Source organism: Mycobacterium paraintracellulare (genome assembly GCF_000276825.1).
GTDB classification, from domain to species: domain Bacteria; phylum Actinomycetota; class Actinomycetes; order Mycobacteriales; family Mycobacteriaceae; genus Mycobacterium; species Mycobacterium intracellulare.
Window position 1 is genome coordinate 2,598,080 of the sequence record NC_016948.1, and the last position, 14,508, is coordinate 2,612,587.

Genomic DNA, 14,508 nt, shown 5'->3' on the forward strand with positions numbered 1-14,508 from the left:
GCAATGCTAGCGAGGAGCCGTTGGGCCGTCAGTGGATCCGTCAACGTTCGCCGGCGGATCACAGCCCGGGCTGGTCGTCGATGATGCCCAGCCATATCTGCGCGGCGTCGATGGCCACCTTCTCGCTGATGAAGGCGTGCTGGGTTCCGGTGTAGATGTCACGGAAGGCGCGCTCGAGCCGGCTGCCCTCCCGGATCGAGGTGGTCCCGGCGACGAGATGGGCCCACTCGGCGCAGCTTCGGGCGGTGTCGGTGGCGAAGACGGCGGCCACCCGCATGTCGGCGCGCAGGGCCGGTGTCAGCTCCTCCCCCGAGGCCACCGCCGCCTCGGCGGTGGTGAACGCGTCGAGCACCAGCAGCCGGGCCGCACGCCACGCCGCCCGGTGATGCGCCAGCCCCTTCTGGAAGGTCGGGCGGCTGGCCAGCGACGCCATGTCACTCATCCGGAATTTCGTCGCGGCCAGCTCCTGAACGTCGTCGAGCATGCTCTTGGCGACGCCCAGGGCCCACGACGCGTGCCCGGCCGCGGTGACGGGCATCAGGCCCATCCGGGTGGCCGGCGACGATCCCCGGTGCGGCTGCCGGGTGAACAGTTCGAACGTGCGGCCTGCCGGGACGAACACGTCGGTGGCGCTGTAGTCGTAGGACCCGGTTCCCTTGAGCCCCTGGACATACCAGCCGTCGTCGAAGCTGATCTCGGAGCGGGGAATGACAGCGACCCGCATCTCGGGGAAACCTTCACTGATCCAGCGCATCTCGCCGTTGTCCATCGGCAGGAACCCGGCGGCAACGTAGTGCGAGTGCCCGATTCCCGAACCGAAGTTCCACGCCCCGGTGACGACGTAGCCGCCGTCGACGGCGGCTCCCTGTCCGTTGGGAAAGAATTGACCGCCCATGGTGACGCGGTTGTCGTGGGCGGTGAACACCTCGGCGAAGCCCTCGTCCGGCAGGTATGCGGCGGCGGCGAAGGACGACGGCAGATTGGCGATCCCCACCCAGCCGAACGAACCGTCCTGCCAAGCCATTTCGATCCAGGTCTCGATCATCTCGGTGAAGGACGGCTCGACGCCGCCGGCGGCGACGGGGTTGAACGCCGACATCAGCCCGCTGGCCCACATCTCGTCGACGATCGCCGGAGTCAGGGTGCGCATGCGTTCGGATTCGGGGGCCTGGGCAGCCACCAGCTCGCGCATGCCGCGCGCGAGCGAGACGACCCGGTCTTCGGTGTCGGCGATCGACGTCATGGGGGTGACCGTATCAACCGGCCATGGCTTTGAGAACGAAAATCGGCCGTCGCGGCACGTCGTTTACGGTGTGGGTTGTGCGCTGGATCGTCGACGGCATGAATGTGATCGGAAGTCGCCCCGACGGTTGGTGGAAGGACCGCGAGGGTGCGATGGTCGCATTGGTGGAGCACCTGGATCGATGGGCCTCGAGTCAAGGAGAAACGGTGACAGTGGTTTTTGAGCGACCGCCGTCGAGGGTGATCGCGTCGTCGGCGGTCGAGATTGCCTACGCCCCCAGGGCGGCCGCGAACTCGGCCGACGACGAGATCGTCCGGCTGGTCGCGGCCGACGCCGCGCCGCGCGACATTCGGGTGGTGACATCCGACCGCGCGCTGACCGAGCGGGTGCGAAGCCTGGGGGTGTCCGTCCATCGGTCGGAAAGCTTTCGCGACCTTGTCGATCCGCGGGACCGATGACCGCCGGCGCGCCGGGTCCCGTACCCAACCGGGTCTGCGCGCTCGCGCGCATCGACATCCCGATCATGCAGGCCCCGATGACCTACATCGCCGGCGCCCAGCTGGCCGCGGCGGTGTCGAACGCCGGGGGCCTCGGCATCATCGAGACCACCTCGGATCAAGGCCGAGCCGACCTGCGGCGGGTGCGCGACCTGACCGACGGTGCCGTGGGCGCCAACATCGCGCTGCTGTTCAACCGTGATCCCGCCATGCTGGATTTACTTGTCGCCAACGACATTCGGTTCGTGACCACCTCGGCCGGGGACCCCGCGCTGTTCACCGATCGGCTGCACGACGCGGGCATCACGGTCTTCCACGTGGTGGGCACGTTGGCCGCGGCCCGCAAGGCCGTCGACGCCGGCGTGGACGGGCTCGTGGTCGAAGGCGTCGAGGGCGGCGGCTTCAAGAACCGCTTCGGCGCCTCCACCATGGTGCTGCTGCCCTTGGTGGCGGCCCACGTCGACGTTCCGATCGTGGCCGCCGGCGGGATCTGCGACGCCCGATCGATGGCGGCCGCTTTCGTCCTGGGCGCCGAAGCGGTGCAGATGGGCACGCGGTTACTCGCCTCGGCGGATTCGCCGGTGCACGGCAATCTCAAGCAAGCGGTCGTCGACGCCGACGAGACGGGCACGGTAATGCTCCCCCTCGACGGCAAACGGATGATGCGCGTCATCCGCACGCCCGCGGCCGAGCGGCTGGACGCCGCGACGTCTGCCGGCGAGGGCGCCGCGGCGCTGCAACGCGTGCAGCGGCTCTATTTCGACGGCGACCTGGACGCCAGCGTCGCCAATACCGGCCAGGTGGCGGGTCGTATCGACGACCTGCCCCCGGCCGCCGACATCATCGATCAGATGTGGAAAGGCTGCCGCGAGGTGCTCGCCGCCACCGCCGACCGCCTCGGGACGGTCGGCGGCGAGGCGCGCGCCTAGCGTGCCGCGAGATCAGCCCGCCGCGGCCAGCGCCGCGTCGTAGTTGGGCTCCTGCGCGATCTCGGGCACCAGTTCGGTGTAGGCGACGTTGCCGTCGGCGCCGATCACCACGATGGCCCGCGCGAGCAGCCCCGCCATCGGGCCGTCGGCGATGGTGACGCCGTAGTCCTCGCCGAAGCTGTCCCGGAACGCCGACGCGGTCTTGACGTTCTCGATGCCCTCGGCGCCACAGAATCGCGCCTGCGCGAACGGCAGATCCTTCGAGACGTTCACGACGGTCGCCCCGCCCCCGGCGGCGCGCTCGTTGAATGTCCGCACACTGGTCGCGCAGACCGGGGTGTCCACGGACGGAAAGATGTTGAGCACCACGGGCTTACCGCCGAACTGCTCGCTGCTGACCGGGGCCAGATCGCCGCCCGTCAGGCTGAAGCCCGGGGCTTTGGATCCGACGGGGGGCAGCTCGCCGACTGTGTTGATCGGGTTTCCACGCAACGTTATCTGTGCCATGCGCACAGTCTGCCAACACTGCTGCGAGCGCGATGGGGCAGGGTGGGCGCAGGCCCGCGTGTCCTAATTGGTGGGGTGCATGGCGTAGACGCCAGGCCGTCGCGTGTCCAACACTGGGTTCATGCCTCGCAAGGTGGTGATCGCCGGTTATCCCGGCGTGCAGGCGCTCGATGTGATCGGGCCTCATGACGTCTTCACGACCGCGTCGCTGTTGACGGGCGGCAGCTACGACGTCACCGTCGCCTCGGTCGACGGCCAACCGGTGTCGACGGCTACCGGGCTGGCCTTCGTCGCGGCGCCGTTGCCGGACCCGGGCGACTCGATCGACACGGTCGTGCTGCCCGGAGGCGGCGGCATCGACGCGGCGCGCGCCGATGCCGAGCTCGTCGCCTGGGTCAAGGCCGTCGCCGGACATGCCCGGCGCATGGTGACGGTGTGCACCGGCGCGTTCCTGGCCGCCCAGGCGGGGCTGCTGGACGGGCAGCGGGTGACCACCCACTGGGCCTTCGCCGAGCGGTTGGCGAGCGAGTTCCCCGCCATCGAGGTCGACGCCGACCCGATCTTCGTCCGGAGCTCCGAGACCGTGTGGACCGCGGCGGGGGTCACGGCGGGCATCGACGTTGCGCTCGCGCTGATCGAGGAGGACCACGGCACCGAGGTCGCGCAGACGGTGGCTCGTTGGCTCGTGCTGCATCTGCGCCGCCCCGGCGGGCAGACGCAGTTCGCGGCGCCGGTGTGGATGCCGCGGGCCCGCCGGGACTCGATCCGCGAGGTGCAGGAGACCATCGAGGCCGAGCCGGGCGGTTCGCACAGCGTCGACGACCTGGCCCGCCGGGCGGCGATGAGCCCGCGCCACTTCACCCGGGTGTTCACCGCCGAAATCGGCGAGGCGCCCGGCCAGTACGTCGAGCGCATCCGCACCGAGGCCGCGCGCCGGCAGTTGGAGGAGACCGACGACACCGTCGTCGCGATCGCCGCCCGATGCGGCTTCGGAACCGCAGAGACGATGCGCCGCAATTTCCTTCGCCGCGTGGGCATTTCGCCCGACCAGTACCGCAAGGCCTTCGCTTAGCCGGAAAGGACGACACTCATGACCCAAATCGCCTTCGTGGCCTACCCAGGATTCACCGCGCTGGACATGATCGGCCCCTACGAGGTGCTGCGCAACCTGCCGGGCGCGCAGGTGCGGTTCGTCTGGCACGAGGCCGGACCGATCACCGCCGACTCCGGCGTGCTGGTCATCGGCGCCACGCACACCCTGGCCGAAACACCCTCTCCCGACGTGATTCTCGTCCCCGGAGGTCCCTCGACCCCGGTCCATGCCCGCGATGACGCGCTGCTCGACTGGCTGCGCCGCGCGCACCGCACCGCGCGCTGGACGGCGTCGGTGTGCTCGGGCTCGGTCATCCTGGCCGCCGCGGGCCTGCTCGACGGGCGGCGGGCGACGTCGCACTGGCTGACGATTCCCGCGCTGAAGGCCTTCGGCGCCATCCCCGTGGCCGACGAACGGATCGTGCACCAGGACGACATCGTCACCAGCGCGGGTGTGTCCGCCGGCCTCGACCTCGCGCTGTGGCTGGCCGGACAGATCGGTGGCGAAAACCGCGCCAAGGCAATCCAACTCGCGCTCGAATACGACCCGCAGCCGCCGTTCGACTCGGGCCACATGTCGAAGGCGTCGGCGACCACGAAGGCCGCGGCGACGGCGCTGCTGTCCAAGGACAGCGTGAAGCCCGCCAACGTCAAGGCCACGACGTTGCTGGCCTGGGAGCAGGCGCTGGGTAGGGTCCGGTCGCGGCGGCGCAGGCGCCAGCCGGTTCGTTTCCCCGCCTAGCACCGCCGACTGCGCGCCCTGAGCTTCACGCGTCAGGCGCAGGTTCGGCAGGAGCCGGCAAGGGAAACAGGCGCCGGAACCTCTCCACGACGGCGCGGTCGCCGACGATGCGTAGCGACCCGTCCTCGACCATCGCGTCGAGCCCATTGTCGGTGCGGAGCAGCGACAGGAGCGTGGCCTGATCGGTTACCAGGGTGGCGTCCGGGTGATCGTCCTCGCCGCGCGTGAGGCTGAGCTCGCCGCCGGTGATGCGGAGCCGAAAGGGTTGACCGCTCAGATGGATTGCGATTGTCGCGTCCAATCCGGCTGCGGCTCGTCGGTCGAAAAGGGCTGTCAGGGAAAGCATCAGGGAGTCGACGCTCAGCGGAGCGTCGTAAGGCATGGACGGTGAGCGGCTGGCCCAGCGGGCCAGCCCGAGCACGGTCGGCGCCAATTCGGCCCCCCACGGCGTCAATTCGTAGACCCAGGACGCGCTGGGCGGGTTGAGCCGACGCCGGAGCACGACCTGCGCGTCGGTGAGCTCGCGCAATCGCTGGGTAAGCATGTCCGGACTGGCGCCGGGCAAGCCGGCCAGCAGATCCGTGAAACGTTTTGGGCCGAGCAGCAGCTCGCGAACCACCAACAACGCCCAACGCTCACCGACCAAATCCAGCGCGTGGGCCACCGCGCACCCGGTGTCGTACCTGCGTTTCCCTGCCATGAACGGCAGTCTACCAGTGCTAATTGGATTAGCCAAGTTCATACTTGGAAATTCCAAGTAGTCGGGTTAGCATCGAACGCGTCCACCCGGACGACCATCAAGGAGAGAGAGTCATGCCCGTATTCACCGTTGACGCACCGATCGGTGCGCCACCGAACGCCAAGCAAAAAATGCTGAAGGAGATCACCGATGCGCTCGATGAGGCCTATCCCATCCCCGATACCCGCGGATGGCTGCGGGAGTACTCGGCTGACAACGTGTCCCAAGATGGTCGCGTGCGAGCCGAGCCGATCCGACCGGTGGTTTCCTTGGAAGCGCCCGAACTGGCGAACCTCGACGCCAAGAGGAAGTTGGTGCAAAAGATCGAGTCGGCCGTCGGCGCGGCCTACGACGGGATCGCCAACATCGACGAAGTTCTCGTGTTGATCAATCACTACCCGTTACGCGACGTCGGCTGGCGGGGCAGCCTTCAATCCGACAAGCCGGAAATCGTTGAAGCGGTCGCCGCGCTGAACCGCTGAGATCCCGCACAACAGCGGACTCGCCGATCGGCTTGGACCGGGGTGCAGACGCGGTGCTCTGGTCCAAGCCGGTACGGTGCGCGGGGACGCCGGTCGGCGTCAGCTTTTCGAAATGCTTTGGCGCGCAGTATGGTTGGAGCTTAGGACGGCAGACGTTAAGCGTTGGGCTGCAGGATCTCGGTCGTGGCGAGCTGCCCGCCGGCCTGCATCCACGCCGCGACGACACCGGGCGCATCACGGTCGGGGTTGTAGATGTCCTCCTCGCTGGAGAACAGGCCGTTCCCGGCATAGACCAGCCGGGTCCAGTTGGGGAACCAGAACGGTTCGCCGTCCGGATCGGTGGGATGGTCCAGCAGGTTCTTGATCATGACGACGACGGCGTCGTTGTCCTCATCGTGGGCGATCCAGTCGTTGGGAAAGCGCATGTGCGGAAACGGCGCCATCACCGCGACGATCCAGTCCCGGACCGCCTCGCGCCCGTGGAAGACGCCGTAGTGATGCTCGGTGTAGACGACGTCTTCGGTGAACAGATCCGCGAAGGGACGCCAGTCGCCCGACGCGCTGCACCCCTCGACGACCTTGGTGTAGTTCTCGACGGCTTTGTCGATTTCTGCCCTGGTGAATTTGCCCATAGCGGACACACTAGAACGTGTTTCGGTTTCGGGTTGCCCGTTGCGAATAGGGTTATCGAATGAACGTGTGGGACCTGTTCGACTTGCGCGGCAAGCGCGCGTTGGTGACCGGGGCGTCAAGCGGCATCGGCAAGAAGGTGGCCCAGGCGTATCTGCAAGCCGGCGCCCAGGTGGCCCTTGCGGCACGGAATTTCGAAGCCTTACAACGCGTCGCCGCCGAGCTGGCCGCGGACGGGGAGGGCAACGTGGTGCCGATCCGTTGCGACGTGACCCAACCGGACCAGGTGGGCACCATGGTGGACCGGGTGACCGCGGAGTTGGGCGGCATCGACGTCGCCGTGTGCAACGCCGGGATCATCGCCGTCACCCCGATGCTGGAGATGTCGCCGGAGGAGTTCCAGCGCATCCAGGACACCAACGTGACCGGAGTCTTTCTCACCGCCCAGGCGGCGGCCCGGGCGATGGTCCGCCAGGGACACGGTGGCGCCATCATCACCACCGCCTCGATGTCCGGCCACATCATCAACGTCCCGCAGCAGGTCGGCCACTACTGCGCCTCCAAGGCGGCGGTCATCCACCTGACCAAGGCGATGGCAGTCGAATTCGCGCCCCACAACATTCGGCTCAACAGCGTCAGCCCCGGCTACATCCTCACCGAGCTCGTCGAGCCCCTCGAGGAGTATCACCGCCTGTGGGAGCCGAAGATTCCGCTCGGCCGCATCGGCCGGCCCGAGGAACTCACCGGCCTCTACCTGTACCTGGCCAGCGAGGCGTCCAGCTACATGACCGGTTCGGACCTCGTGATCGACGGCGGATACAGCTGCCCGTAGCGCTTCGTCACCGCTCGATCTCGCCGGAGATCCCGCGTTCGATCTTCGCCTGCGCAGTGGACGGCAGCACCAAAATGCCGTCGAGTTCGCTGCGGGCAACCTCGTAGGCGCGCTGACGTTCGTGCGCCGCCGCCGCGGGGTCGGCGGCCACCCGAAGCAGGCTCTGGGCGCGGGCAATCCGTTGCTGATCCGCTTGGGAAAAATCGTTGCGGCGTCGGCGCATCGCTTCGGCCTCCGCGGCGTTGAACGCGGTCGCGTAATCCTCGACGGCGGCCATGTATTGGGCGGCGGCGTCCCGATCGTCGAGCAGGTCTTCGGCCTTGGCGGGCCGCAGGAAGTCGGCGCGGAGTTTAGCCTTGTGGAACGCGACCGTCAGCGCATCGCGCATGTCGGTCATGAGCGGAAAGTCCAGCAGCTTGGCGACGTCGAGTTCGTACTCGAGCCAACGATCATCGGTGCGGTTGTGCTCGTCGAGGACGCGCCGGATCGCGCGCCACTGGGCCGCGTGGTTGTTGGCGGAGGCGCCGCCGGCGGGCGCGTCGGGCAGTGGCGCCCGGTCGGCTTCCCGCGGCTGCTCGCCGGCGCGCCGCCGATAGGCGCCGAACGCGCGCGCCGCGGCCACGATCGCGCCCGTCAGCGGCAGGATCACGATCAGCAGCTCCGCCAACCGGAATAGCAAGCCCACATGGCCAGGATGCCATCAGGACGGTCGGTGTTCGGTCACTCTGCGGGCGCACCCGCCGCCGAGCGTGGGGACTACGGACGAATCCGGTGCGGTTCGCGTCCCTGGGGCCCACACTCGACGCCGCACGAATCCGGTCAACTCTGTGGGCGCGCCCCGAGCACATCGCGAAACAACGCCTGCCGCAACGCGAGTTCACGGGGGTCGCTCCACAGGTGAAACCCGAGCCGGTTCATGACGTAGGCGAAGCCGATGCCGGTGTCGGGGTCCGCACATCCGAAGGAGCCTCCGAAGCCGGGGGTGCCGAAGGCCTTGTCCGATGAACCGAATGTGAAGTGCGGCACCGGCTTACAGAAGCCGAGCGAATACGCCGCGTCTACGTGCATCACCTTGTCGCGCACGCCCTGACTCGGCGAGATCGCCGGCGCCGCCAGGGACTCGAGCGTGGCGGCGCTCAGCCCCACCTCGGCGCCGCCGGCGGCGGCGCTGCCGTACATGCGCGCGACCGATCTGGCGGTTCCGATGCCGTTGACCGACGGGATCTCGACCGCCCGGACGTCGTCGCGGTTGTAGTCGCCGTTGAACGCGTTGACCCCTCGTGGGACCCCGACGGTGCGTGCCGTCAGGCCGACGGGATTGAGCGAGGCGCCGACGAACCCGGGGGGCATCACGCCCAGGTGCAGAAGTGTTTCCGCCCGCACCCAATTGTGGACGTGGGCGACTCGCGTGCGGTCGACCGAGTCCGGCAGGCCGATGTGCAGGTCGAGTCCTGACGGCGTGACGATCTCGTCGGCCAGGAATCGGCCCAGGGTGCGGCCGGCGGGGTCGGTGCGGCGGATCAACTCGGATTCGTACCAGCCCAGCGTGATCGCGTGGTATCCGTGCCGGGTGCCCGGTCGCCACGCCGGCGTCTGGGCGGCCAGGATCGGCGACAGCCGCTCCGGGTCGGCCACGTCGGCCAGCGTCGGCTTCGGTTTGAGCGCACACAGTCCGGCCTGATGTCCCAGCAGTTGGCGGACCGTGACATCCGCCTTTCCCGATTGGGCGAATTCCGGCCAGTAATCGGCGACCTTGGCGTCATAGGAGATGAGTCCGCGGGACACCGCCACCGCCACGACGAGGGCGGCCACCCCTTTGGTCGTGGAGAACATGTTCACCATCGTGTCGGGCCGCCACGGATCCTTGGTCAGTCCGTTCCGGTACCCGCCCCACAGGTCGACCACCTTGGCGCCGTCGCGGTAGACGGCGACGGCCGCGCCGACTTCCGCGCCGCCGCGAAGAGTCGCGCGGAAAGCGTCGGCCACCTTGCCGTAGCCGGCATCCACGTCGCCGCCGATCAAGTCCGGCGACACCGTCATCTTGAGAACCATCTGGCGCCTCCGAGTGGAGATTAGCCAGCCGGGTGCGCACGCGGGGCCGGTTTGGGCGCCCCGGTCAGTGGGCGCTTAGGCCGCCGCCGAGGTATTCGGCGCGGCATGCCCGACGGGCCAGTTTGCCGCTGGTGGTCCGCGGGATGGCGCCGGCCGGCAGCAGGCGCACGTCCGAGACCGTCAGGCCGTGTCGCCGCGAGACCGCCTCGTGGATCGCCTCGATCGCCGGCTGTGGGTCCTGACGGCTGGTGCCGGCGGCACGTTCGGCGACGACGACGAGCCGGTCGGCACCCGGGTTGTTTTCGGCCGGTACGGAAAACGCCGTCACGTATCCGCGCCGAATCATCGGGGACGCTTCGGCGACGGTGGCCTCGATGTCGTGCGGATAGTGGTTGCGGCCCTCGATCGTGATGAGGTCCGCCATCCGCCCCGTCACGTACAGCTCGCCGTCGAGGTACACGCCCAGATCGCCGGTGCGCAACCACGAGCGTTGGAGATCGGCGCTGTGAGCATGGCTGCCGTCGGTCAGTCGCGATCGCAGTTCGGCGCCGAACGCCAGCCGAGTCGCCTCGGGCAGGCCCCAGTATCCGCGACCAATGTTGTTGCCCTGCAACCAGATTTCGCCCACCTGACCGTCGGGCAATTCGGCTGCTTTGCCGGGGTCGACGATCACGGCCCATTCGCTGCGTGCCACCTGGCCACAGGACACCTGAGCGACGGCGTTGGGAGCGTCCGCGGGAACGCGGACCGCGTGCCCGGCGCCCAGTTGTTCGCGGTCGAAGTACACCGCCGTCGCTTCCGCCGTTGGGGCGATGGTCGCGACGAGCAGCGTCCCCTCGGCGATGCCGTAGGACGGTTTGAACGCGGTGCGGGGCAACCCGTATGGCGCGAACGCCTTGTTGAAGGTCCTGATCGCGTCGATGCTGACCGGTTCGGAGCCGATGATCATCACCACGTTGCGCAGATCGATGTCCTCGCCGCCGGTGGGCAGGCCGCGCTGTGCCGCCCACTCGTAGGCGAAGTTCGGCGCGGCGGTGACGACGTTGCCCTGCCGCGAGCCGTCGGACAGCGCCTGGATCCACCGCAATGGCCGGCGCACGAACGCGGCCGGAGACATCAGCGTGGAATGGCCGCCGTAGACGGCGGGAAAGCCGATCATCGACAAACCCATGTCGTGGTAGAGCGGTAACCAGCTGACGCCGTGGGTGTTTCGGTCCAAGAGGTCGATCGACAGGATCATCTGCACCAGGTTGGTGCCGACGGCGCGGTGGCTGATCTCCACGCCGACCGGCGGCCGGGTGGATCCCGACGTGTACTGCAGGTGCGACACGTCGTCCATGCCGAGCTCGGTCGCCTCGAACGACTCGCCGGCCGAATCGGGGATCTGGTCGATGGCGATCACTTCCGCCCGGCCCAGGTGGGGGTGGTCGGCCAGGAATTTCGCGACCGCGCCGTGCGCGGCGGTGGTCGTGAGCAGGGCCGTGGGCTCCGAGTCGCGCAACGCGGTATCCAGGCGCTCGGCGTGCCCGGGCAATTCCGGGGCGAACAGCGGGACCGCGATGGCTCCGGCCTTGACGGCCGCGTAGAACCCGGCGACGTAGTCGATGCCCTGCGGCGCGAGGACCGCGACGCGCTCGCCACGGCTCGCGACTTGCTGGATGCGCGCGCCGATGGCTTCCAGCCGGACACCGAACTGGGTCCAGGTCACCTCGTCGGCCTTGCCATCCCCCGGGCCGCTGTAATCGAGGTAGCGATAGGCGACGGCGTCACCGACGTTGGCGATGTTGCGGTCGATCAGGGATATCAGGTTGACGCCGGGTGGCAGCGCGATACCCCCGTCGCCGTCCAGGCAGTCCTCGATTCGGAGCAGCCCGGGGACACCGGCGTCGCGCCGGGAACCGTGATCCATGCCGCCAGTCTAGGCAAGCCGATCAGGCGGGCCCTACGCCGACGAATGGGGAAACGCCAAGAGCGGCGGCCGCATTCGCTCATTCCGTGAGGTGTAGGTGGCCCCGTGGCCGGGTCCTGGTCGGGCGGGCGGTAGCCTACCGGCGAGCGGCGTCCAGGGCCATCGAAGGCCGTAGGGTTTGCTATCACCAGGAGTTGTCATGTCGGGCCGGAAGTTCTCCTTCGAAATCACCCGTACCAGCAGCGCACCCGCCGAGACGCTGTTTCGGCTCGTCGCTGATGGCGCCAACTGGTCGCAGTGGGCCAAGCCAATCGTGTTGCGCTCGAGTTGGGCCCGCGAGGGCGATCCCGCACCGGGCGGGGTCGGGGCCATCCGCAAGGTGGGCATGTGGCCCGTCTTCGTGCAGGAGGAGACCGTCGCGTACAAACCGGACCGCCGCCACGCCTACAAGCTGGTGGGGCCGCCTACCCCGGCCAAGGACTACGCCGGCGAGGTGGTCTTCACGCCGAATGCGGCCGGCGGCACTAACATCCGCCGGACCGGCTCATTCACCGAGGGCGTTCGCGGAACCGGCCCGGTGATGCGCGCCGCGATGGGCGGGGCGGTGCGGTTCTTCTCCGGCCGCTTGGTGAAGGCGGCCGAGCGCGAGTCGAACGCCGGGCGTTAGTCAGCGCGAAATATGCGGTCCGCGAAGCACACTCGCGCGGCGGTTGGGTCGGTAAGCCGTTACTTGGACTCGACCTCGTCCTGATACTTCTTGGTCATGTGCGCGACCGCATCGAGCTGCGACTGCGCGAGGCTCTCCCGCGCCTGCCCGGCGCGCGCCGCCGCGTCCAGCGTCGGCTGAGCCTGGCCCTGAAAGTGCGGCATCACTTCGGCGGCGAACAATTCGGCGGATCGCCTGGTGGCGGCCGGATTCGCCCACTCGTGACCCATCTGCAGCATGCAACCGAACCCGCCGGACTGATCCCACAGCCTTTGCACCTGCTCGCGCGCCCGCTCGGGCGTGCCGATCACGCCCGCGCCGTTGTCGTTGATGACGTCGATCATCTCGTCGAGCTGTTCTCCCGGCATCGTCATCTGCGGGAACGCGGCCACCTTCTGGAAGTACCGGAACCACGGCTCGATGCCGAACTTGACCTCTTCGCGGGCCTGCTTTTCTGTCTCGGCGAGATGGAACAGGCCGACCAGGCTCCAGTTGCGGCGATCGACCTGCGCGCCGAAGGTCGCCGCGCGCTCCTCGACGATGTCCCAGTGGTACGACAGCGCGTTGAAGCCCTCGACGGTCAGCGTCGCCCCGATGGACAGCAGCCCGATGCCGTGCTTGCCGGCCAGCCGCGCCCCCGTCGGCGACGCGACCGCGGCGACCGACAGCGGGATCCCGCCATCGGAGTACGGGGCGAGCTGCAACCTGGCGTCGAACAGCTGATGGGTTGCCGTTTTGGCGCTGACCGTCTCCCCCGCCAGCAGCCGCACGACGATGTCGAGGTTCGTTTCCAGCAACTCGCGCGTGTCGGTGGGGGTGAGTCCGATCATCGACGAGTCGCTGGGCAGCGAGCCCGGCCCGACACCGCCGATGATGCGGCCGTGGGTGAGATGGTCCAGCAGCATCAGCCGATCCGCGACCCACAGCGGATTGTGATACGAGAGCGAAATCACCCCGGTGCCGAACCGGATTCGCTTTGCACGTTCGGCGGCGGCGGCGATGAAAATCTCCGGGGAGCTGATGATTTCGCTTCCGGCGGAATGGTGCTCGCCTAACCAGACTTCGTCAAAGCCAAGGGCGTCGAGATGCTCGATGAACGCGAGATCACGCTGCAGGGCCAGCGTCGGATTGGTGCCCGCGCGATGAAAGGGGGCGATGAAGTATCCAAACCTGAGCTTGCCCATGGGATCCCTTTGCAGTCGAGTCCCCCGAACCATAGCTCAACGGGCGCTGCGGGAAGCCAGAAAAAACCCGAGAGTTATCAGCCGGTGGGGCCAGGTAACCATGGCCCCACCGGCTAGCGAAACAAGTCTGGGACTTCGAACTAGAACGGGCTCAACGCCAGTGGCTGATCACGGGTAGCCGCCGCAGACGTTGCCGACGCACCCGCCGCCACCGCCCGGGCCACCGCCGCCACCGCCGACGCCGGGGATGCTGCCGCCGCCGCCACCGGGACCGCCGCCGCCGGTCGGGCCGCCGGGGACGCTGCCGCCGCCGCCACCGGGACCGCCGCCGCCGGTCGGGCCGCCGGGCACGCTGCCGCCGCCGCCACCGGGGCCACCGCCCCCGGTCGGGCCGCCGGGCACGTTGCCGCCGCCGCCTTCACCGGGCGCAGTGGAGGGCGCGACGCTCGACGAGGGCGTGGTCGTCGGGGTGGTGGTGCTGCTCGGGCCCTCTTTATGACCGCCGCCGCAGCCGACCGCCAGTACGAGCATGGCCGCGCCGCCGAAAAGGGCGACCGTTGTCCTCGGTCCAGATCCCATCAGATCCCCCAATCTCCACTTGCGCCACACCGCGGCGCCCACTGTTTGTTACCCAGGGGCGTCGGCGCGCAAACTACTTCCGGCGCCGAGATTGCGACGGGAAAAGGATGGCCGTCACGCGGGTGGGCGTGGCCGGCCGGGAAAGTGGAGCGTGCGCGATCCCGTGGAGCGGAGCCGCAGCGGCACAAGGGAATCTGGCGAACGCGGGAACATGACCATCGAGGCTTTTAAAAGCCGATGGCCCATCTCGGGCCTATGGACCATCGGCGAAACAAATCGTATCCGGGTGCGGGCCTTCCCGTGGGCGAAATGTCTGACTCGTAAATTAGAAAATTCCTTATATTCACTAAGTAGACCGTCTTCCGATCGGGCGTGGGCCGCGCGC

Annotated in this window: 16 protein-coding genes; 7 read left to right on the forward strand and 9 right to left on the reverse strand. The window is 68.4% G+C overall.

All coding sequences use genetic code 11. From position 1 onward, the window contains the following. Positions 1-58: 58 nt before the first annotated feature. On the reverse strand, positions 59-1,243 hold the full coding sequence (locus OCQ_RS12045; RefSeq protein WP_014382566.1) for an acyl-CoA dehydrogenase family protein: 1,185 nt from the start codon (positions 1,241-1,243) through the stop codon (positions 59-61). Positions 1,244-1,320: 77 nt separating this feature from the next. On the opposite strand from OCQ_RS12045, the gene OCQ_RS12050 reads away from it, so the two are divergent. Both OCQ_RS12050 and OCQ_RS12055 read left to right on the forward strand, forming a co-directional pair. After that, the gene (locus OCQ_RS12050; protein ID WP_014384698.1) at positions 1,321-1,701 is read left to right on the forward strand and encodes an NYN domain-containing protein; all 381 of its coding nucleotides are present in this window, start codon (positions 1,321-1,323) and stop codon (positions 1,699-1,701) included. Then, positions 1,698-2,669, forward strand: a complete 972-nt coding sequence (locus tag OCQ_RS12055; protein WP_014382568.1) for an NAD(P)H-dependent flavin oxidoreductase — start codon at positions 1,698-1,700, stop codon at positions 2,667-2,669. Before OCQ_RS12050 ends, OCQ_RS12055 begins: the two co-directional genes overlap by 4 nt. A gap of 12 nt (positions 2,670-2,681) precedes the next feature. Here OCQ_RS12055 and tpx read toward each other — a convergent pair whose 3' ends face one another. Then, positions 2,682-3,176 (reverse strand): thiol peroxidase, encoded by a 495-nt coding sequence (gene tpx, locus OCQ_RS12060; protein ID WP_009954859.1) that lies wholly within the window; start codon positions 3,174-3,176, stop codon positions 2,682-2,684. 121 nt (positions 3,177-3,297) lie between these two features. On the opposite strand from tpx, the gene OCQ_RS12065 reads away from it, so the two are divergent. Both OCQ_RS12065 and OCQ_RS12070 read left to right on the forward strand, forming a co-directional pair. Then, on the forward strand, positions 3,298-4,248 hold the full coding sequence (locus tag OCQ_RS12065) for a GlxA family transcriptional regulator (protein WP_014384699.1): 951 nt from the start codon (positions 3,298-3,300) through the stop codon (positions 4,246-4,248). Between the two features lie 18 nt (positions 4,249-4,266). After that, on the forward strand, positions 4,267-5,010 hold the full coding sequence (locus OCQ_RS12070) for a DJ-1/PfpI family protein (RefSeq protein ID WP_009954861.1): 744 nt from the start codon (positions 4,267-4,269) through the stop codon (positions 5,008-5,010). Between the two features lie 25 nt (positions 5,011-5,035). On the opposite strand, the gene OCQ_RS12075 is transcribed toward OCQ_RS12070, so the two are convergent. Then, positions 5,036-5,674: a winged helix-turn-helix transcriptional regulator gene (locus OCQ_RS12075; RefSeq protein WP_014384700.1), complete on the reverse strand. Its 639-nt coding sequence runs from the start codon at positions 5,672-5,674 to the stop codon at positions 5,036-5,038. Between the two features lie 149 nt (positions 5,675-5,823). Here OCQ_RS12075 and OCQ_RS12080 point away from each other — a divergent pair, with 149 nt between their 5' ends. Then, the gene (locus tag OCQ_RS12080) at positions 5,824-6,231 is read left to right on the forward strand and encodes a tautomerase family protein (protein WP_009954863.1); all 408 of its coding nucleotides are present in this window, start codon (positions 5,824-5,826) and stop codon (positions 6,229-6,231) included. 155 nt (positions 6,232-6,386) lie between these two features. Here OCQ_RS12080 and OCQ_RS12085 read toward each other — a convergent pair whose 3' ends face one another. Further along, a complete protein-coding gene (locus OCQ_RS12085; RefSeq protein ID WP_009954865.1) occupies positions 6,387-6,863 on the reverse strand; it encodes a nuclear transport factor 2 family protein in 477 nt (158 codons plus the stop codon). 59 nt (positions 6,864-6,922) lie between these two features. Here OCQ_RS12085 and OCQ_RS12090 point away from each other — a divergent pair, with 59 nt between their 5' ends. Next, positions 6,923-7,693, forward strand: a complete 771-nt coding sequence (locus OCQ_RS12090) for an SDR family oxidoreductase (protein ID WP_014384701.1) — start codon at positions 6,923-6,925, stop codon at positions 7,691-7,693. 7 nt (positions 7,694-7,700) lie between these two features. Here the strand turns inward: OCQ_RS12090 and OCQ_RS12095 are convergent, their stop codons facing one another. The 3 genes from OCQ_RS12095 to OCQ_RS12105 form a co-directional block, all read right to left on the reverse strand. After that, entirely contained in the window at positions 7,701-8,378 is a 678-nt protein-coding gene (locus OCQ_RS12095) for a hypothetical protein (protein ID WP_014384702.1), read from the reverse strand. A 134-nt stretch (positions 8,379-8,512) separates the two neighbouring features. Further along, positions 8,513-9,745, reverse strand: a complete 1,233-nt coding sequence (locus OCQ_RS12100; RefSeq protein ID WP_014384703.1) for an EstA family serine hydrolase — start codon at positions 9,743-9,745, stop codon at positions 8,513-8,515. Between the two features lie 64 nt (positions 9,746-9,809). Continuing rightward, a complete protein-coding gene (locus OCQ_RS12105; RefSeq protein ID WP_014384704.1) occupies positions 9,810-11,654 on the reverse strand; it encodes a fatty acyl-AMP ligase in 1,845 nt (614 codons plus the stop codon). A 199-nt stretch (positions 11,655-11,853) separates the two neighbouring features. Between OCQ_RS12105 and OCQ_RS12110 the strand changes: the two genes are divergently transcribed. Beyond that, positions 11,854-12,321, forward strand: coding sequence for an SRPBCC family protein (locus OCQ_RS12110; RefSeq protein WP_014384705.1), 468 nt, complete (start codon positions 11,854-11,856; stop codon positions 12,319-12,321). A 59-nt stretch (positions 12,322-12,380) separates the two neighbouring features. Here OCQ_RS12110 and OCQ_RS12115 read toward each other — a convergent pair whose 3' ends face one another. Both OCQ_RS12115 and OCQ_RS26890 read right to left on the reverse strand, forming a co-directional pair. Beyond that, the gene (locus OCQ_RS12115) at positions 12,381-13,544 is read right to left on the reverse strand and encodes an LLM class flavin-dependent oxidoreductase (protein ID WP_009956988.1); all 1,164 of its coding nucleotides are present in this window, start codon (positions 13,542-13,544) and stop codon (positions 12,381-12,383) included. Between the two features lie 168 nt (positions 13,545-13,712). Beyond that, positions 13,713-14,123, reverse strand: a complete 411-nt coding sequence (locus tag OCQ_RS26890; RefSeq protein WP_038538645.1) for a hypothetical protein — start codon at positions 14,121-14,123, stop codon at positions 13,713-13,715. Positions 14,124-14,508 lie beyond the last annotated feature (385 nt).

What these genes read in the sequence shown, in the direction of transcription:
- OCQ_RS12045 (WP_014382566.1), bottom strand. Translation starts at nt 1,243, where the DNA reads ATGACGTCGATCGCCGACACCGAAGACCGGGTCGTCTCGCTCGCGCGC.
- OCQ_RS12055 (WP_014382568.1), top strand. Translation starts at nt 1,698, where the DNA reads ATGACCGCCGGCGCGCCGGGTCCCGTACCCAACCGGGTCTGCGCGCTC.
- tpx (WP_009954859.1), bottom strand. Translation starts at nt 3,176, where the DNA reads ATGGCACAGATAACGTTGCGTGGAAACCCGATCAACACAGTCGGCGAG.
- OCQ_RS12065 (WP_014384699.1), top strand. Translation starts at nt 3,298, where the DNA reads ATGCCTCGCAAGGTGGTGATCGCCGGTTATCCCGGCGTGCAGGCGCTC.
- OCQ_RS12070 (WP_009954861.1), top strand. Translation starts at nt 4,267, where the DNA reads ATGACCCAAATCGCCTTCGTGGCCTACCCAGGATTCACCGCGCTGGAC.
- OCQ_RS12080 (WP_009954863.1), top strand. Translation starts at nt 5,824, where the DNA reads ATGCCCGTATTCACCGTTGACGCACCGATCGGTGCGCCACCGAACGCC.
- OCQ_RS12085 (WP_009954865.1), bottom strand. Translation starts at nt 6,863, where the DNA reads ATGGGCAAATTCACCAGGGCAGAAATCGACAAAGCCGTCGAGAACTAC.
- OCQ_RS12090 (WP_014384701.1), top strand. Translation starts at nt 6,923, where the DNA reads ATGAACGTGTGGGACCTGTTCGACTTGCGCGGCAAGCGCGCGTTGGTG.
- OCQ_RS12100 (WP_014384703.1), bottom strand. Translation starts at nt 9,745, where the DNA reads ATGGTTCTCAAGATGACGGTGTCGCCGGACTTGATCGGCGGCGACGTG.
- OCQ_RS12105 (WP_014384704.1), bottom strand. Translation starts at nt 11,654, where the DNA reads ATGGATCACGGTTCCCGGCGCGACGCCGGTGTCCCCGGGCTGCTCCGA.
- OCQ_RS12110 (WP_014384705.1), top strand. Translation starts at nt 11,854, where the DNA reads ATGTCGGGCCGGAAGTTCTCCTTCGAAATCACCCGTACCAGCAGCGCA.
- OCQ_RS12115 (WP_009956988.1), bottom strand. Translation starts at nt 13,544, where the DNA reads ATGGGCAAGCTCAGGTTTGGATACTTCATCGCCCCCTTTCATCGCGCG.
- OCQ_RS26890 (WP_038538645.1), bottom strand. Translation starts at nt 14,123, where the DNA reads ATGGGATCTGGACCGAGGACAACGGTCGCCCTTTTCGGCGGCGCGGCC.